This is a genomic window from Rhizobium sp. A37_96, from assembly GCF_053521765.1.
Map to the genome: position 1 here is coordinate 37,337 of NZ_JBNWDS010000005.1, position 16,928 is coordinate 54,264.

17 protein-coding genes are annotated in these 16,928 nt (G+C 60.1%); 6 read left to right on the forward strand and 11 right to left on the reverse strand.

What is annotated here, in order from left to right:
* Positions 1–22 precede the first annotated feature (22 nt).
* Positions 23–478: a hypothetical protein gene (locus ACQZ6J_RS15785; RefSeq protein ID WP_449084745.1), complete on the forward strand. Its 456-nt coding sequence runs from the start codon at positions 23–25 to the stop codon at positions 476–478.
* Position 479: 1 nt separating this feature from the next.
* On the forward strand, positions 480–1,775 hold the full coding sequence (locus tag ACQZ6J_RS15790) for an NAD(P)/FAD-dependent oxidoreductase (protein WP_449084746.1): 1,296 nt from the start codon (positions 480–482) through the stop codon (positions 1,773–1,775).
* Positions 1,776–2,399: 624 nt separating this feature from the next.
* Here ACQZ6J_RS15790 and ACQZ6J_RS15795 read toward each other — a convergent pair.
* From ACQZ6J_RS15795 to ACQZ6J_RS15830, 8 genes are all read right to left on the reverse strand, one after another.
* Positions 2,400–3,347 (reverse strand): sigma-70 family RNA polymerase sigma factor, encoded by a 948-nt coding sequence (locus ACQZ6J_RS15795; RefSeq protein ID WP_449084747.1) that lies wholly within the window; start codon positions 3,345–3,347, stop codon positions 2,400–2,402.
* Between the two features lie 125 nt (positions 3,348–3,472).
* Positions 3,473–4,444 (reverse strand): alpha/beta hydrolase, encoded by a 972-nt coding sequence (locus ACQZ6J_RS15800; protein ID WP_449084959.1) that lies wholly within the window; start codon positions 4,442–4,444, stop codon positions 3,473–3,475.
* A 393-nt stretch (positions 4,445–4,837) separates the two neighbouring features.
* The gene (gene copC / locus ACQZ6J_RS15805) at positions 4,838–5,206 is read right to left on the reverse strand and encodes a copper homeostasis periplasmic binding protein CopC (protein WP_449084748.1); all 369 of its coding nucleotides are present in this window, start codon (positions 5,204–5,206) and stop codon (positions 4,838–4,840) included.
* Between the two features lie 134 nt (positions 5,207–5,340).
* Positions 5,341–5,937 (reverse strand): SCO family protein, encoded by a 597-nt coding sequence (locus ACQZ6J_RS15810; RefSeq protein WP_449084749.1) that lies wholly within the window; start codon positions 5,935–5,937, stop codon positions 5,341–5,343.
* 29 nt (positions 5,938–5,966) lie between these two features.
* Complete coding sequence (gene cyoA, locus ACQZ6J_RS15815; protein WP_449084960.1) at positions 5,967–7,037, reverse strand: ubiquinol oxidase subunit II; 1,071 nt, start codon at positions 7,035–7,037, stop codon at positions 5,967–5,969.
* A 49-nt stretch (positions 7,038–7,086) separates the two neighbouring features.
* Positions 7,087–8,013 carry a copper uptake system-associated protein gene (locus ACQZ6J_RS15820; protein ID WP_449084750.1) on the reverse strand — a complete coding sequence of 309 codons (927 nt, stop codon included), beginning with the start codon at positions 8,011–8,013 and terminating at the stop codon, positions 7,087–7,089.
* Positions 8,014–8,077: 64 nt separating this feature from the next.
* Positions 8,078–9,451, reverse strand: coding sequence for a PepSY-associated TM helix domain-containing protein (locus ACQZ6J_RS15825; RefSeq protein WP_449084751.1), 1,374 nt, complete (start codon positions 9,449–9,451; stop codon positions 8,078–8,080).
* Positions 9,452–9,681: 230 nt separating this feature from the next.
* Positions 9,682–10,086, reverse strand: a complete 405-nt coding sequence (locus ACQZ6J_RS15830; RefSeq protein WP_449084752.1) for a hypothetical protein — start codon at positions 10,084–10,086, stop codon at positions 9,682–9,684.
* 441 nt (positions 10,087–10,527) lie between these two features.
* Between ACQZ6J_RS15830 and ACQZ6J_RS15835 the strand changes: the two genes are divergently transcribed.
* Positions 10,528–11,442 (forward strand): TolB family protein, encoded by a 915-nt coding sequence (locus ACQZ6J_RS15835; protein ID WP_449084753.1) that lies wholly within the window; start codon positions 10,528–10,530, stop codon positions 11,440–11,442.
* An 18-nt stretch (positions 11,443–11,460) separates the two neighbouring features.
* Here ACQZ6J_RS15835 and ACQZ6J_RS15840 read toward each other — a convergent pair whose 3' ends face one another.
* From ACQZ6J_RS15840 to ACQZ6J_RS15850, 3 genes are all read right to left on the reverse strand, one after another.
* Entirely contained in the window at positions 11,461–12,486 is a 1,026-nt protein-coding gene (locus ACQZ6J_RS15840; protein WP_449084754.1) for a LacI family DNA-binding transcriptional regulator, read from the reverse strand.
* Positions 12,487–12,502: 16 nt separating this feature from the next.
* Positions 12,503–12,943: a VOC family protein gene (locus tag ACQZ6J_RS15845; protein ID WP_449084755.1), complete on the reverse strand. Its 441-nt coding sequence runs from the start codon at positions 12,941–12,943 to the stop codon at positions 12,503–12,505.
* Positions 12,944–13,050: 107 nt separating this feature from the next.
* Positions 13,051–13,857 carry an aldo/keto reductase gene (locus ACQZ6J_RS15850; RefSeq protein WP_449084756.1) on the reverse strand — a complete coding sequence of 269 codons (807 nt, stop codon included), beginning with the start codon at positions 13,855–13,857 and terminating at the stop codon, positions 13,051–13,053.
* A 132-nt stretch (positions 13,858–13,989) separates the two neighbouring features.
* On the opposite strand from ACQZ6J_RS15850, the gene ACQZ6J_RS15855 reads away from it, so the two are divergent.
* The 3 genes from ACQZ6J_RS15855 to ACQZ6J_RS15865 are packed head-to-tail and all read left to right on the forward strand — an operon-like array spanning position 13,990 to position 16,927.
* Positions 13,990–14,889: a carbohydrate ABC transporter permease gene (locus ACQZ6J_RS15855; RefSeq protein WP_449084757.1), complete on the forward strand. Its 900-nt coding sequence runs from the start codon at positions 13,990–13,992 to the stop codon at positions 14,887–14,889.
* Positions 14,886–15,818, forward strand: a complete 933-nt coding sequence (locus ACQZ6J_RS15860) for a carbohydrate ABC transporter permease (protein ID WP_449084758.1) — start codon at positions 14,886–14,888, stop codon at positions 15,816–15,818. Before ACQZ6J_RS15855 ends, ACQZ6J_RS15860 begins: the two co-directional genes overlap by 4 nt.
* An 8-nt stretch (positions 15,819–15,826) precedes the next feature.
* Positions 15,827–16,927 (forward strand): ABC transporter ATP-binding protein, encoded by a 1,101-nt coding sequence (locus ACQZ6J_RS15865; RefSeq protein ID WP_449084759.1) that lies wholly within the window; start codon positions 15,827–15,829, stop codon positions 16,925–16,927.
* Position 16,928 lies beyond the last annotated feature (1 nt).

Here is a 16,928-nt window from a genome sequence, read left to right on the forward strand (position 1 = left end):
GTTTCAACAGAAGGCTGAACTATTGGTAAGGCTTGTTCGCCTGCTCGTAGCCCTTTCGTGCCTCGGCATGCTCGGCGCACTTCTCCGGTTTGCAACTCTGCCGCCGCAATTGGTCGTCCAGGGGAGGGTATTGGCCGATCGTGTGGACATCAGTCCACGCGTGTCGGGGCTCATCCTGAAGATGAATGCAGGTGTCGGCGATACCGTGAAGAGGGAAGACGTGATCGCTGGGCTGAGAAGCCCGCAGTTCGCTGCGGTCATCCATTCGACGGAGGCTGCACTCACGGTTGCTTCCGCCGACCTCACGCGTGTCAACAGCACTCGGCCTGAAACGATCGCCGTGCCGCGGGCAGAGGTCGATGTCGGCCAGCCTGGCGCGAGGCTGTCGGAAGTGCTCACGCTGATAACGCTCGCCGCCGCGCATCTCGTATTCGCGATCGTCCTCAACACCTCATCAAGCCGGTATAGGAGAACATGAGATGGTATCGCATAGAGTCGTTGTCGTGGGAGCCGGCTTCGGAGGAACGGCGCTGGTGCACTCGCTAAAGGGTGTCGATGCCGAAATTACGCTCGTCGATCGTCGTAATCATCATCTATTCCAGCCGCTCCTCTACCAGGTCGCGACATCCATCCTCTCCCCAGCCGACATTGCGTGGCCCATCCGTCGCCTGTTTCGCGATCGCAGAGACGTGTCTACGGTGCTGGGTGAGGTTGTGAGCGTAGATGGTATTGCGAAGACCGTTCTTTTGGCGGATGGCAATGCGATCCCTTACGACACTCTGGTAATCGCGACTGGAGCAACCCACGCCTACTTCGGGCATGACGAGTGGGAGGGTGTCGCTCCTGGTCTAAAAACCATAGAAGATGCGTTGAGTATCCGCCGACACATTCTTCTCGCCTTCGAGCAAGCGGAGATCGAGCGTGATCTCGATGAACGCAACGCGTTGATGACGTTCGCTGTCATCGGCGGTGGGCCAACCGGCGTGGAGCTCGCCGGCATGATCGCAGAGATCCGGAACGGACCGGTCGCGCGGGAATTCAGGAACATCGACATCCGAAGCGCCAGGGTACTTCTGCTTGAGGCTGGGCCGCGCGTGCTCGGAAGCTTCCCGGAGAGGCTGAGCCGGTATACGGAGAACGCCCTCGCGAGGCGCGGCGTGGAAGTTCTCACCGGTCAGCCGGTGACAAACTGCGAGGCAAAGCGCATCACGGTCGGCGGGCGGATCATCTCCTGCCGGACTATTCTGTGGGCTGCAGGCGTCAAGGCTTCCGATGCGGCCGGATGGCTGAAAGTCCCGGCGGACAAGGCCGGGCGAGTTATCGTGAACGAGTATCTTGAGGTCCCGGGTAGAGCCGACGTGTTTGTCATCGGTGATACGGCCTGTGCCACACGACCCGACGGCAGACCGGTGCCCGGCGTTGCACCGGCCGCGAAGCAGCAGGGGAAATATATCGCCCACCTAGTCCGCAACCGGCTGGCCGGAAGTGGGGACCGAAAGCCATTCATATACAAAGACCAGGGAAGCCTCGCTACGATCGGCAAGCGAGCAGCGGTGATCGACTTCGGCCGGATCGCAATGACGGGCTGGCTCGCATGGTGGATATGGGGCGGGGTGCATATATTTTTTCTTATCGGAACGAGAAGTCGTTTTTCCGTTGCGTGGAGTTGGCTTTGGATCCATCTGCGGGGCCAGCGGAATGCAAGGCTGATCACAACCGCACCTGGCCTGCAGGAGAACAAGCAAGAGCGCATGTCAGGAAATCGGATGGAATAACGAGCTTGCACCGCCTCGACTATGCGGCCGTCATTAGTGGCGTCAGCATGTTGAAGTGAGCTTGATCCCATTCTCCCAAACGCTTTTGTGGGAATGAAGATAGGCCTTCTCCGCTGCGAACAGCTCTCAGATACCCTTGCCGCCAAAACCGCACATCGAACGAACCCACCATTCGTTTCTAGAAGACGACAGTCGCGGGCAAAGACATCCAGCGAAGTTATGCCCGCCGACACGGTGCAGATGGTGGCATGGTCAGCAGGTATTCTCCCGGATCATCGCCTTTGAGACAGAACCGATATAATTGAGAAGAGAGGATTTTCGGCTCATCGTGGCTCAATCAGAGGAAGCTAAGATGAGACAGAAATCCAGGCCGCAGATGTCGGCGGCCGTGAAGACGATCAAGGAGATCCCCGCCGCGATGCAGCCGTGAGGAGATCGCCGAGAGCCTCCAATATAGCTGGAAGAAGGAATTCTTCGAGGCGGGCAAGAAACGGCTTGTCAACAGGCCTCCGGCGGACACGAACAAGCCTGCGCTCAGCTACAAGAATGTTGAGTTCTGCGTCTTTTCACCCTGACTTTCATTTCGCGACATCCTATTAAGACAATCGATGCGGCGGACGCCCACTATGGGCCTTTCTCGGTGCTATCGAAAATCGGGCGGCCATTGACGCGAACGTTGTCCGCCGCCGGCAACAACCATGGGCAGGCGTAGTAATCGGTAATTGCGTCGATCAAACCATCTCGAACGTGCACGCGCACGGGGTAGGTCGGAATCCAGCCATCGTGCCTCTCGAAAAGAACGATCAGCACCATCTCGCCTTCGACCTCGCCGATGTCGAGCCGCCAGGGCGTTTGGGCACGCTCGAACTCGACGAAATAGGGTGAGTCGGCCAGCAGGCCATTGAAGCAATCGGACACGCGCAATCTTGCGTCAGCGCTTGCAAGCGCACGAATGCCGTCCCAGTCGCGTTGATTGAACAGATCGACATAGCGGTCAAGCAGCCGCGCTAACTGCGGATCGGGCGTGACGGCCGCCAGAGGCACTGAGGATGATGCAGGCAAGAAGGCGAGCTTTGTTCGGCCACGATTGAGCGCCGATTTGACGCCGCCGACAGTTGAACCGACCAATTCGGCAATCTCGTCCAGCGAATAGTCGAACACATCTTTGAGCAGAACGCAGGCTCGCTCCTTCGGTGGTAGATGGATGACAAGGCGCTCGATCGCCCGGCGAGCGCCGAAACCGGCGGCCTCGACCGGCAGGATGATCTTCTCCTCCGCATAATTCGCCTCGGCCCGCTTCCGGGCTTTGCGATTGCGCAGAAAGTCGATACAGCGATTGTGTGCAATACGGAACAGCCACCCCTGTAAAGCTCGCGGATCTTCCAGCTGATCGACTTTGCGATAGGCCTCGAATAGGGCGTCCTGCATGATATCCTCGCCATCCATGGCCGAGCCTGTCATGCGCGTGCAATAGCGATGAAGCTGGCCGCGCAGATGCGAGACCGTCTTCAGAAAAGCAGCATATCGGACATCGAAGAGACCGGTGGATTCGACGCGCGGTTGATACTTCATGATTTATCCATCCAAGATCGCCCAAGGAGCTGCAACCTTTGTCGCAAGCTCCCTCGTCGCCTTCATCGTACCCGAGCCGACAAAGCAAAGGAAATCCCGTTCGCCGGCTTTGTGCCTCGCTACAATCACGAGGCGTTGCTTTCTGCCCCGGGCAGCCCGAGCTTAGGCCTTACCCACACGGCGAACCTGGCGATTGCATCGTCCGCTTCCGGCGCGCGGCCGGCCATCATCTGGAAAGAATGAAGCATCTGAGGAAACACATCGACCCTTACGTCGACGCCGGCAGCTCTGGCGCGCTCGGCAAAGACGCGGCTATCGTCGAGCAGTGTTTCATCACCGCCAGCCTGCAGGAAGATCGGTGGGAAGCCGGTGACATCTGCGAAGAGCGGGCTCGCATAGGGATCGCGTGGGTCTGCCCCCGCGAGCACCATGCCGGCCAGCCACTGGACCGTTTCCCTTTGGAAGAAGAGATCCTTCTGGCTGTTCGACCGATAGCTCGCGCCGCTTGCCGTCATGTCGTACCAGCCAGAGATGCTCATGATCGCAGCCGGAAGCGGCAGTCCCCGATCGCGCGACACCAGAAGCGCGCCAAAAAGAATTGCAGCGCCGGCTGAATCCCCGGCGCCTGCGATATGATCAGGCTCGATGCCCTGATCCAGCAGCCAGCGATAGACATCAACGGCCTGATTGCGCTGAGCGGGATAGTACCGCCCCTGGTAAACAAAGTCGTAGCTCATCGCGAGGGCTCGGCAACCAGTCGCCTTGGCGAGATGCGCGATCATCTTTCGGTGGGTGTAGATCGAGCCGCCTACAAATCCACCCCCGTGAATGTATAGGATGACTCGGTCAAGCGCTGCGCCTTTCGGGACGATCCAAAGCGCCGGCTTATCGCCGACATCCACCTCCAGAAAGTCAACGCCACCCGGTTCGGCCGTCAGCTTCGTCCATTCGGCGTCGTTCCAGGCGGCCTCTTCCTCGGGCGGCAGTTGTTCGCCACTCCGCGCGTGGGCTGCGATAGTCTCGTAGTGCTTCTTGTTCGCTTCGCTTTGTTTACTTGCCATTTCGCCGATCTCCTGCGTCCTGGAGTTGCCGACCACCAATTTGGGCGGCAAGTCACTCTCAAGACGAGGCCGAGACGAAAAAGGATACGCGGACCGACGGCGATGTCGAAAGGCGACCTGACATGGGTGTGCTATGAAGCAGCTCTGTATTCTCCGTGCGGGAAGGGACACCACTTGTCGTCAGCCATGGTATTGTCCCTTTGACATTGGTTTTATACGAAGGTTTTGAACAGGTTCACAAACGCGAGTTCGATAGTAAGGGCTTATCCCATCAGCCAGAGGTCTCTGCTGCAAAAATTCGGTTGATGTTGGAAAGAGTACCGATGATTTTTAGCGAGCTTTTGATGAGTGATTTCAAGTGGCGGCCTTTTTAAGGTGAGATCATCCTTTGGGCAGCCGCCCGCATGGTCGCGGGCGGCTTCGGGGCGATCAGGGCGTGATTGTGAAACTGTAGGTTCCGTTGGTCTTGTGGCCGTCCGTAGAGAGCGCATGCCATTCGACGGTATATTTGCCGGGCGTAAGCTTGTCGGCGACGGGGACCATCAGCGTCGCGTCCTTGTCCATCAGCATGGCTTCGCCGGTCTTGACGGCCGCCTTGTTGGGCCCGGTAATCTTGACGCCGCTGAATTTCAGGTTGAGCCCTTCGGAAAAGGTCAGGTCGAGTTCGGACGGTGCTGCCTTTACCGTACTGTCGGCCGCCGGAACGGCTGTCTTCAAATGAGCATGCGCCATGGCCTGGCCGGCAAAGGCGAGGCTGAGTGCGGCAGCAGCGAGAAGCTTTTTCTTGATCGGGGGCATGTCTGGTTTCCTCTCATGTTGATGATCCGCAGAAAGCCTGCGGACCGTGCGATGGCGATCGGTCGATCGCCTATACCCGCCGGCGGCTGCGCCAAACGGAATTCTCATTCTCCGTTGACATCGAAGGTCACGGATTATTCCTGCTGCAGCAGATTTCGGATCTTCTGCAGCGCGACATCGGTATTTTCCTGGTAGGCGATCGTGCCCCTCAGATTGCCGCCGGCATCGACGAGCAGGACGGATGCGGTATGATCCATCGTATATCCGCCATCCGCACCGGGAACTTTCTTGGCATAGATGCGCCAACCTTTGATGGCCTTCTGCATCTCCTCAGGGCTGCCCGTTATGCCAGTGATCCGGTCGGTGAAGTTGCCGGTGTAGCTGTGCATGATTTCGGGCGTATCGCGCTCGGGATCGACGGAGAAGAAGTAGGCCTTCAGCTTGTCCGCCTGGGGTCCGAGCGTCTTGAGCCAGCCTGCCATATCATAGAGCGTGGTCGGGCAGACATCGGGGCAATGCGTGTAGCCGAAATAGACGAGCGAGGGATGTCCCGAAAGCGCCTTTTCGGTGATCGGCTCGCCGTGATCGTCCGTGAGCGTGAACGCTGCACCGACGTTTCCCGCGGCCCGCACCTTCGGCATCACCAGGAACGTCGCGTAGCCTATGGCCGCCGCGCCGACGACCAGCGTCAGGGCGACTGCCATTGTGGCAAAGCGGTGTCTGTTTGACATGGGATGTCTCCTTGTTGGGCGTGCCGGGACTAGTCGATCTGGGTCTTGGGGAGTGGGGCCGCAATGGTCTCGACGCTGCCGCCAGGTCCGGTTCCTGTCGGCGTGCAAAGTGCGGCAACGAAAGGTTTTGCCGGGCGCTCCGGCGTTTTGCTCCCGGGATTGCCTTTGTTTGCCAGGCGAACGACGTTGTTGATGCCTTCCCGCCCGCCGCCGCCGTTCGCGTCGATGCGCATCATCTCGTTCACGCACATCTTCGACTGGTCGACGCACATGTTGAGGATGGCGTCATAGAGCTGCGGATCGACATGGGAGAAATATCGGACCGGCTCCTTCTCGCTCGGTTGCTCGAGCCTCAGATATTCGGCGCGGCCGAAGGAGCTGCCCTGCGCCCGCGCTTTCTGCACCCAGGCGTCGAAATCGGCCTGATTGAGGCCGTGGAAGCGAAAGCGCATGTTCGAGAAGCCGGCGCCGCTGTAATTGGCGGAAAAACCCTGATACTCGCCGACATGGTTGATGACCGCGTGCAGCTTGGTTTCCATGCCGGGCATGGCATAGATCTGACCGGCCAGGGCCGGCACGAAAAACGAATTCATGATCGATGAGGCCGTAATCTTGAAGTCGATCGGGGTATCGATCGGAGCTGCGAGTTCATTGACCGTCGCGATCCCCAGGTCCGGATAGAGAAACAACCATTTCCAGTCCAGCGCCACCACCTCGACATTCAATGGCTTGGTATTTGCGGGAAGGGGCCTCGACGCGTCGATGCGATCGAGCGGCCGATATGGATCGAGCCGGTGCGTGCTGATCCATGTCACCGCGCCAAGCGCGATGATGATGGCAAGCGGCGCCGACCAGATGATGAGTTCGAGCTTCGTCGAGTGATGCCAGTCGGGCTCATAGATTGCGGCCGTGTTCGACTGACGGTACTTCCAGGCAAAGAACAGGGTCAGCGCAATCACCGGCACGATGATGAGCAGCATCAGAACCGTCGAGATCGCGATGAGATTGCGTTGCTGGACGGCGATGTCGCCGGATGGGGCGAGGACGACCATGTTGCAGCCGGCAAGCGGCAGAAGCGAGCCGATGGCGAGCGGCTTCATGCACGCGAGCAATCCATATGTCGCATGTCTGTCGGTGCGGCCGATGGCATCACTTGTTATGGCCGGCATGGTCGCCTCCCGCATGGGTAGCGTCGGCATGATCCATCATCACCGTCCCCTCGAAGCTCGAAAGCAGAGCCAATGTCCTAGCGTCGAGCTTGGCTTCGGCGATGGAGAGATCGGCTGCAATGGCCTGTGCGTCATCCCGCGTCAGGCCGATCTTTTGCAGCGCGTCCGCGTCTTTCAGGCTATCGCCACTGCAAAGATGGACGACCCATCCGCCATGGCTTTTCTTTAAGAGGGCACGGCCGCCGCGACCATCCTGCACCCACCCTGCCACCGCCCAGTCTCCGTGGCCGACGATTGGCCGAATTGCGAGCGGCTTCTCCGGCGTTTCGAACATCGCCTTCATTGTTGCCGGAATATCGTTTTGCGGATCGCCGGTGGAGTGTCCCTCGTTCATGTTCATGCCCTTCATGTCGGGCATGCCGTCGCCGGCTTTCGCATCTGCGCCGGGCTTGTTCGCCGCTATCGATCCCACCGGGAAATCGACTTCGACCGCGCCGGCCTTTTCGAATTTGAGTGTCGTCCTGACGATCTGGCCCTGAAGGAAGGGCTCGGCGACTTTCATGAACATCACATGATAGCCGCCGGGCTTCAGCTCGACGGTCTTGCCCGCCGGTATGGGCAGGCCATCGGGCAGCTCGCGCATGACCATGACGTCATTGTCCATCTTCATCTCGTGAATCTGGACCGTTGCGGCGCGCGGAGAGCTGACCGCGACCAGCCGGTCGTCGCTATCCCCCGTATTGGCGACAGTCAGGTAGCCGCCGCCGACAGGTGCTCCGGGCACCATTGCGCGAACATAGGGCGCGGAAATTATAAGGCTGCCGATCGTGATGTCGTCGGCAAGGGCAATGGAGGAAAGCAGGGATGCCAGCCCGAAGGCGGCAAGAGCAAAAAAGCGTTTCAACACGATCGATATCCTTGATCCAGAAAAGGAAGCGGGCGGGCGAAGCGCCAGGCTCCGCCCGATCCCGTCAGGAAAAGAAGCGCCTGAGCGGCGGCACGAAGCGGAGCACGAGCTGGTCGAGGAGCAGCATCGCGACGATGGCGGCCCCCGTCAGCGGGAAGGCCACGCCGAAGAGGATGGCGATGAGCCATAGTCCGATATAGACTGACTTCTGCGGCGGCATCGGCGGCACGCCGAGGCGGCCGGCCGGCCTGCGCTTCCACCACATGGCCGCAGCCGTGACGCAGCACAGGACGATTGCCAGGCAAGCGGCCAGCATCAGGAGCTGGTTGAAGAGCCCCCATTCCTGTCCCTGGTGGATGTTGATGCCCCACTCGATTACCCGGCCGAGCGCCGGATATTGATCGTAGGAAATATCGACCAGCGGCTTGCCGGAATATTGGTCGATATGAACGGTCCTCTCCTTGCCGAGATCGCCGAAATAGTGGTTTGCGGTATAGACGCCGGTTTCGTCGGTCGGAATTGCGAGATCGGAACCGGAAACCATGCCCAAACCGTGCATGATGTCGACGGCCTTGTTCAGGCCGAGCGGTTTCGCCGATTGTGCTGCCGCGATATCGGACAGCGGAACCGGGGCGTTCTCGACCACCCAGCCGGCCCGGCTGACGACATCCTGCGTGACTTTCGTCGATTTCGGAACCTCGTCCCACAGCGCTGCCGGCGTGCCCAGATCATGGGCGGTCAGCCAGGCATTGACGTTGGCACCCCAATAGCCGGACCAAGGCATGCCGCTGAAGGCGAGGAAGAAGATCAGAATGCCGGCAAGCGCTCCCGTCACGGCATGCAGGTCGCGCCAGAAGACGCGCCGCGACGGGTTGCCGCGAACCGTCAACACGCCGCCGGTCTGCTGTCGCGGCCACCAGAGATAGATGCCGGTCACCACGAGGACGAGGGCAAAGCCTGCAACGATCTCGATGAGGCGATTGGTCCACTCCCCGAAGTATTCGAGGCTGTGGATGCGCTTGACGACCCAGCTAAACTCCTGCTTCGAGCCGACCGATCCCAGGATATTGCCGTCATAAGGGTTGACGTAGACGATGGTCGATTGGCCATCCTTGGACACCGTCACCCAGGCCGAGCGGTTCGCTGCCGATGCTTCATGATAGGAGGTGGCGCGAGCACCGGGAAAGGCCGCAAGCGCCGAATCGGCGATCTCTTGCGGCTGCAGCATCATACCGGTCTTAGTGACGAGATAGCGATGCGAGTAGAAGATATCGGCAATCTGATCCTTGAAGAGATAGAGCGATCCCGTGATCGCCAGATTGAGCATGAAAGGTATGACGAGCAGGCCGGCGAAAAAATGCCAGCGCCAGATCGCGCGATAGAGCGAGATATTATGGGTTGCTGCGGCTGCAGGTTCTGCAGCGGTAAAGGCAGACATGAAAATCCTCCGAAGATCGGCGGGCTGCCGCGAGCGGTCGATCCGAGGAGAAGACGGCACTGGGCCGCCTCTGGAGTGGACTTGCCTTACTGGAGCGGCCGGACCGATCGGTCCCGCCTCGTTCGGCGAAGTTCAGCTGGGCGTGCCCATCCTCAGATTTACGACCCGAGGGGTCGCGCATGACGGCAGCCGTTGACGGCGGGCGTCAGGACGAAAGCCGCGACGCCGGTTCAGCCAACGATGTCGAGGATGGGCGGCGCTCGCGGGCCGGTGTTCGGCGGATAAAGCTGCCGATGGAAGGCCTCCGCTTTCGCGGCGACGGCCTCTCCGCGAGGGGAGGCAAGACGTTCGCAAATCTCGGTCGGAGGTGCTGGCAGCACCACAGCCGAAGCGATCCGGCATGCCTCGCAGCCGGGCGCATAAGCTTTCCCATGCACCTTGCCGTCGGCATCCCTGTAGGTGATGCAGAGGACGGGCAGCGACCCATCCGGCAGCCGGTACTGGGCAAGCTCTATCGGGGATATCTCATCCGCCGTCGCAACGACCGGCTGATGGGCGAAGCCGACAAGCAACAGCGCCACGGCGCAAACGATGCGCGCGCTCCACTGCCATGTTCGCGAAATTGTCTTCCGCATTCTTGTCCCCGCCACCGCATCTCGCGGATAAGGCCTGCAGTCATAGGGCAGGCTCATGGCAAGCGCAATGCGTCAATTCGTGCCGTGGCAAAGCGGTGCGGAGATCCATATCTGCGCGCGATCCTCCGGTTCCCGCCTGGGGTTCCCTGTGAAAGAGACGCAGGTTTCGGTCTCGCCCGCCGCCTGTCGCTCGCTGTGAATTCCGCCGGGACGGAGAGATCGCGGTGGCGTAGGCCTGTGAGATGCGAGCGCTTTTTTCAGCCGAACCAGCGGCGAGCGTGACGATTTCCATTGGCGCCGAGAGGTGGGATCCTTTTCTAAACCTGCTTTGCAAGGTGATCGCCGACATCGTCGGTGGGTTGCATCCATTAAGTGGTTGTTGATGGAAAAGGGATCGCATAAGCTGCTTGTATTATCGTTAATCCAAACGGAGGAGAGACTATGCCATCCATGCGCCCGGAACCGGAAACCCGACGTTTATTGCCGCGTCAGATCAGCGAGCTCGTCGTCTTCGACATTGCCTCATCGACGGCGCGTGTGATCTACGAAACCGGCGAGCTTATCGAAGCACCCAATTGGTCGCCCGATGGCAAGTGGTTGGTTTACAATGGCGACGGCCGCCTCTTTCGCATCTCTCCCGATGGGCAGGATGGCCCGCATCGCATCAATACGGCGCCGGTCGAGAATCTGAACAACGACCATGTCGTCTCGCCGGACGGGCGGTCTTTCTTCGTCAGCGCCAATGACGGCCATCTCTATCGCGTGCCGTTCGAGGGCGGGACGCCGCAGCGCGTTTCCAACGAGCATGAGGCCTCGCGCGGCTTCAAATATTACCTGCATGGGATTTCTCCGGATGGCGCTACCCTGGCCTATGTCGGGCTGGAGCGCCGCGAAGGCGGCGGCGTCTTCACGCGCATCTGCACCATTCCGGCCGCAGGCGGCCAGGACGTGTTCCTGACCGATGGCGCTTGCCCTGTCGACGGCTCCGAATTCTCGCCGGACGGGCAATGGATCTATTTCAATTCCGAAGCGGCAGCGACACAGCCGGGTCATGCACAGGCGTTTCGCATGCGTCCCGACGGCACTGGACTGGAACAGCTGACGCATGACGAGCGCGTAAACTGGTTCCCGCATCCGGCACCCAACGGCCGCGATCTCGTATATTTGAGCTATCCGGTGGGAACGATCGGTCATCCCGCGGACAAGGACGTGATCCTGCGGTTCATGTCCGCAGACGGCGGCAAGGCGCGAGATCTCGATGCGTTCAATGGCGGCCAGGGCAGCACCAATGTGAATTCCTGGGCGCCCGATTCCAGTGCCTTTGCCTATGTCCGCTATCCGTTGGCGGCGGGTTGAACAGGCTTGCTACGGCTCTCAGCCGCGAAGGGTCGAATTCGAGCTCTGGCGTATCAAAAGGTCAGGTTCGATCAGGGTTACGCGCGGTGGCGGTAAGTCCGCCTCCGCGCCGATCAGATCGACGACGCGCTCCACGGCCATGGCCGACACGCGCTCGACATTATAGTCGACCGTCGAGATCGGCGTCACGGCATACTCGCCGAATTCGATATTGTCGAAGCCCATGAGTGCGATATCGTCAGGGACACGAATGTTGTTTCGGGCACAATATCGCAGAACGCCGAGCGCCAAAGAATCATTGGTGGCGAAAATGGCGGACGCGCCGAGCCGCTGGCTGAAGATCGTATCCGCGGCCCAGTAGCCATGCGCGACCGAGTGGCCGCTCGGCTTGACGAAAAGCGCGGTGTCGATCTCAACCCCGGCATCCCGGTGGGCCTGCATATAGCCTTCGAGCTTCTCCGAATTGCCGAGCTTCGTGCCGCCGTCGATGATGACGATGCGGCGGTGGCCGTTGCTCAGAAGATGGCCGACAGCCTTGTAGGCCCCCATCCGCTCATCCATGCAGACGGCATCGATGCCGGCATCCGGATCGCCGACGAGAAGAACGACTGGATAGTTGCGCGCGCGCAGCTTGCGGATATGGTCCAGGCGGCGGTGGCTGCAGGGAAATACCAGCATGCCATCCGCCCGCCTGGCCCGGAAGGTTTCGATCATTTTTTCCTCGACGGCGATATCGTTGTTCGAGGTCGCAAAGAGGGTCGTGTAGCCACGCTTGGAAAGTTCGCCTTCCACGGCTTGCGCAACCGCGGTGAGCACCGGATTTGAAAGGTCCGTCAGGATCAGCCCGATCGAACGGGTTTCCCGCCGCACCAGCGATGTGGCGACAAAATTGGGCAGGTAGTTCAGCTCGCGCGCCACATTCGCGATGAGGGCGCGGGTTTCAGGGGGAATGCGCGAGCTGCCTCGCAAAGCCAGCGACACGGTATTCACCGAAAATCCGGTTTTATCGGCGATATCCTTCAAGCGCGCCGCAGGCTTTGCCATGCAAATTCGACTCCTGTCACACCGTTGGCTGTTTCAGAGCGGCAATCGCTCTGTATTGCAGGCAATCCGGCGCCATTTCCATCAATTCGATCCTGTTGCCGTCCGGATCTTCGATCCACGCGCCACGATTCCCGTCAAGCCCGGACTTGATCGGCGAGGTGAGCGCAATGCCGGCTTTCTCCAGCTTTGCCGCCGCAACGTCCAGATTGTCAATCGTCAGGCAGAAATGGTTGGTGCCGTTGGCATCAGGCCCTGGGGCGCGGTCGCTGTCGGCGCCGGGGAACAGTTCGAGAAACTGGCGATCGGTGATGCGCAGATAGACGATCCACGGCGTTCCGTCGGCGCGCTCGAGCCTGTGCATTTCCTGAAGACCAAGCCTGTCGCGATAGAAATCCAGCGACGCACTGAGGTCCTTGACCTTGATGGCGAGGTGGCCGAGGCCGGTAATGTCTTCCATGTGATGTCTCCGAAGTGGTTGATTTAACGATAATACTGCATATGGCAAGGAAGCAATGTTTTTGGCGATCTCCTTGGGAAGGTTTGGCGGTTGGGAATCCGGTCCCGCTAGTCCCAGAGCGGAGCGCCGGGCGGATCGATGGCGCGCAAACTCTGCGGCAGTGCGTCGATCGTCTCGATGTCGGCAGCGGTCAAGCTGAGCATGTGTGCTTGCCAGTTCGACCGGATGCGTTCGGGTTTCGACGAGGTTGGAATTGCGGCATAGCCTTTGGAGAGTTCATAGGCGAGCGCGACCTGCTCGACGGTTGCTTCGTGCCGCTCCGCAACCAGCCGCATCTGCTCGATATCGCCCATGCGGCCCTGCGCGACAGGCTGGTAACAGGTCACGAGAATGCCGCGTTTGTTGCAGTGGTCCGCGAGTTTGCGGTTCTGGAACAAAGGGTTGAGCTCGATCTGGTTGGTGGCGACAGCCCCTTTGCCAAGAATGGCCTCGGCTTTTTCCAGCAGGGCGATGGTAAAGTTCGAGACGCCGATCATCCGTGTGCGCGCCGCCTCCCGCGCCTCGGCAAGTTGTTCGAGATAGACTTCCGGTTCGATGCGACCGTGGGGTGCCGGCCAGTGGATCAGGGTCAGGTCGACCTGATCGACGCCGATCGTGTCGCAGCTTTGCCGCAGGGATGGCAGCAGTTTTCCAGGACTAAGATTGTCCACCTTGATCTTCGTCGTCACGAAAATCTCGTCCCGCCTCAGCCCGCTTTGCCGCATGGCCTCGCCGACGCTCTGTTCCGTGCCGTAGGATTGCGCCGTGTCGAGGTGGCGGTAGCCTGTTTCGAGCGCGTAGAGAATGGCGGCAACGCCGTCCGCGCCCGTCCTTGCCCATGTCCCAAAGCCCAATCGCGGAATCGAATCCGTCATGATGTCTCCTCCAAAAGACTCCCGATCGGCAAATAGATGCTTGACGCCTATCGAGAAGCCGCTAGTATTAACGTTAATATCAGGATGTGCAAGCGCCGGAGGAGGCCGTACTCGCTGATCGGAGGAAAATAGATGGCATTGAGATGGAGCCGGGTCGCCCCGCAGCTTGCGCTTGCGCCTGCCGTGCTGATCACGGTCGTCGCGTTTATTGGATCGATCGTCTGGACCGTCGTGCTTTCGTTCACCCGCAGCCGCCGCCTGCCGGAATACGAAATCGACTGGTCCAATCCATTTCGTCAATACACCAGGTTGTTTGCCGATGCCGGCTGGGAAATATCGCTCCGCAACCTCTTCGTGCTGGCGATCGGCAGCGCGCTTGCCATCGTGCTCGGTTTCATTCTTGCCGCCATGATCGAGCGCGAGCGGCGAGGCGAGGATGTCTTCCGAACCGTCTTCCTCTACCCGCTCGCCGTCTCGCTGATCGTGACCGGTGTCGCCTGGCGCTGGATTTTCAATCCGCAGCTGGGGCTCGAAAATTTCCTGCATGGCATCGGCCTTACGGGTGTGAGCTTCAATTGGCTGAACGATGGGCAGACGGCGATGTACGCCATCATTCTCGCCTCCGTCTGGCAAAGCTCCGGCTTTTACATGGCCCTGATGCTCGCCGGCCTGAAGGGCATCAACCAGGAGATCTGGAGTGCCGCCCGAATCGATGGCGTCAGTCTCTGGCGCGTCTATCTGGAGGTCATCATCCCGATGATGAAATTCACCTTTCTTACCTGCGCAATCCTGCTCTCGCTCGGCGTCATCAAGGCCTATGACATCATCGTCGCGATGACCAATGGCGGCCCTGGCCAATCCACCTGGCTTCCCGCCTATTTCACGATCAAGGCGATGACGGAGAAGAGCAATCTCGGTTACGCCTCGGCCGCCGCGTCGATGATGCTCGTCGTGACGCTGGTGATCTTCCTGCCGCTGGTGGCCCTGACCGCCTGGCAGCAGCGCGCCGCCCGCAAAGGAGGTCATGCATGAGCGATATTGCAGCCCTCAGGTCGTCGTCGGCCGTCACCGCCGAAACGCCGGCGCAGGTCATGTTTCCAAGGGCGAAGAAGCGTATCAAAGGCCGTTCTATCGCGGTGCTCGTGTTCCTGTCGATGGCAGCGCTCTTCTTCTGCGTGCCGCTCTACGTGCTGATCGTCACCTCCTTCAAGTCGATGGATCAGATCCGCGAGGGCGCCATCTTCTCGTGGCCGCGCGAATGGACGATCGAGCCATGGATCTATGCCTGGAGCCAGGCCTGCTCCGGCATCACATGTACGGGTCTGAGGGGCGGCTTCTGGAATTCGGTGGCAATCCTGTTCCCCTCGTTGATCGCCTCGATTTCGCTGTCGGCCGTCACCGGTTATGCCCTGGCGCTGTGGAATGTGAGATGGACGGGCGCGTTCCTGTTTCTGCTGTTCCTCTGCGCTTTCGTGCCGTTCCAGATCATCATGTATCCGCTGATCGTCATTACCGTCGGCATGGGCATCTATGGTTCGCTCTGGGCCGTGGCCTTCATTCACACCGTCCTCTCCATGCCGGTCCTGACGCTGATCTTTCGGAATTTCTACAAGGATATCCCGGCCGATCTCACCAAGGCGGCCATCATGGATTCGGGATCGTTCTGGCGGATCTTTCTGGAGATCATCCTGCCGATGTCGGGCAATATCCTGATCGTCGTCCTGATCATGCAGGTGACGCATATCTGGAACGACTACCTGATCGGCGTGACGTTCGGCGGCCTGGGTGCCGCGCCGATGACGGTCAATCTCGCCAACATGGTGACGGTATCGACGGGCACTGTCGCCTACAACGCCAATATGGCCGCAGCGCTGCTGACCGCCATTCCCCCTCTCTTCATCTATTTCGTCCTCGGCAAGTTCTTCGTGCAGGGAATCGCCGCCGGTGCGATCAAAGGTTAGGGCAACGGATGCCAAGTGTTTCCTTCGAACATATCGTCAAGAAATACGGTGAGGTCAGTGTCCTCTCCGGCCTCAATCTGGCGATCGATCATAGCGACTTTCTTGTGCTGCTCGGCCCGTCCGGCTGCGGCAAGACGACATTGCTGAATTTGCTGGCGGGTCTCGTCGACGTGTCCAGCGGGCGTATCATGATCGGCGAACGCGACGTGACCGAGCTTGATCCCAAGGATCGCGGGCTGGCCATGGTCTTCCAGTCCTATGCGCTTTATCCCACGAAGACGGTCGAGGGGAATTTGCGCTTCGGTCTCTCGGCGCTGAAATTGCCGCGGGAAGAGGCCGACCGGCGCATCAAGTGGGCGGCAAGCCTGCTGCAGCTCGAACCGCTGATGAACCGCAAGCCGGCGCAACTGTCCGGCGGCCAGCGCCAGCGCGTCGCCATCGGTCGCGCGCTCGTCAAACATGCCGACGTGCTTCTCTTCGACGAGCCGCTGTCCAACCTGGATGCCAAGCTTCGCACCGAAATGCGGCTCGAGATCAAGAAGCTGCACGAGGAGCTGAAGCCGACCGTCGTCTATGTGACGCATGACCAGATCGAGGCAATGACGATGGCGACCAGGATCGCCGTGATGAACGGCGGCGAGATCCAGCAGTTCGGCACGCCGGATGAGGTCTACGAGCAGCCGGCGAATCTGTTCGTCGCCGGCTTCATTGGCTCGCCCGCCATGAACCTGGTCGAAGCCAGGATCGTGCGGGAGGGAGATCGCGCTGGAGCAATTGCCGCAGACGGCCGGTGCTTCGATCTTTCGGACTATACCTATACGGCTCAACACCCGGCCCATGACCAGGCGATCATCATCGGCATGCGGCCCGAGCATTTCGTCATCGGCGAGCCATCGTCTCCGGCGGCCTGCTCGCTGGAACTGCCGGTTCGCATCGTCGAGCGCACGGGCTCCGATGCGATCCTGTCGCTCGGCACCGGCTCGTCCCTGATCGCGGTGCGTATCGAGCCGGATCGCGCCGCCAGGCTGAAACCCGGCGAGATCGTCTCCGTGACCTACCCCAGGACAAAACTGAATCTTTTCGACGCCCAGAGCGGGCGGCGGCTTTAAT

Excerpts from the sequence above, each read along its gene's own strand:
- ACQZ6J_RS15835 (WP_449084753.1), top strand. The coding sequence starts at position 10,528 with ATGCCATCCATGCGCCCGGAACCGGAAACCCGACGTTTATTGCCGCGT.
- ACQZ6J_RS15850 (WP_449084756.1), bottom strand. The coding sequence starts at position 13,857 with ATGACGGATTCGATTCCGCGATTGGGCTTTGGGACATGGGCAAGGACG.
- ACQZ6J_RS15825 (WP_449084751.1), bottom strand. The coding sequence starts at position 9,451 with ATGTCTGCCTTTACCGCTGCAGAACCTGCAGCCGCAGCAACCCATAAT.
- cyoA (WP_449084960.1), bottom strand. The coding sequence starts at position 7,037 with ATGAAGCCGCTCGCCATCGGCTCGCTTCTGCCGCTTGCCGGCTGCAAC.
- ACQZ6J_RS15795 (WP_449084747.1), bottom strand. The coding sequence starts at position 3,347 with ATGAAGTATCAACCGCGCGTCGAATCCACCGGTCTCTTCGATGTCCGA.
- ACQZ6J_RS15840 (WP_449084754.1), bottom strand. The coding sequence starts at position 12,486 with ATGGCAAAGCCTGCGGCGCGCTTGAAGGATATCGCCGATAAAACCGGA.
- ACQZ6J_RS15810 (WP_449084749.1), bottom strand. The coding sequence starts at position 5,937 with ATGTCAAACAGACACCGCTTTGCCACAATGGCAGTCGCCCTGACGCTG.
- ACQZ6J_RS15845 (WP_449084755.1), bottom strand. The coding sequence starts at position 12,943 with ATGGAAGACATTACCGGCCTCGGCCACCTCGCCATCAAGGTCAAGGAC.
- ACQZ6J_RS15830 (WP_449084752.1), bottom strand. The coding sequence starts at position 10,086 with ATGCGGAAGACAATTTCGCGAACATGGCAGTGGAGCGCGCGCATCGTT.
- ACQZ6J_RS15790 (WP_449084746.1), top strand. The coding sequence starts at position 480 with ATGGTATCGCATAGAGTCGTTGTCGTGGGAGCCGGCTTCGGAGGAACG.
- ACQZ6J_RS15865 (WP_449084759.1), top strand. The coding sequence starts at position 15,827 with ATGCCAAGTGTTTCCTTCGAACATATCGTCAAGAAATACGGTGAGGTC.
- copC (WP_449084748.1), bottom strand. The coding sequence starts at position 5,206 with ATGCCCCCGATCAAGAAAAAGCTTCTCGCTGCTGCCGCACTCAGCCTC.
- ACQZ6J_RS15860 (WP_449084758.1), top strand. The coding sequence starts at position 14,886 with ATGAGCGATATTGCAGCCCTCAGGTCGTCGTCGGCCGTCACCGCCGAA.
- ACQZ6J_RS15855 (WP_449084757.1), top strand. The coding sequence starts at position 13,990 with ATGGCATTGAGATGGAGCCGGGTCGCCCCGCAGCTTGCGCTTGCGCCT.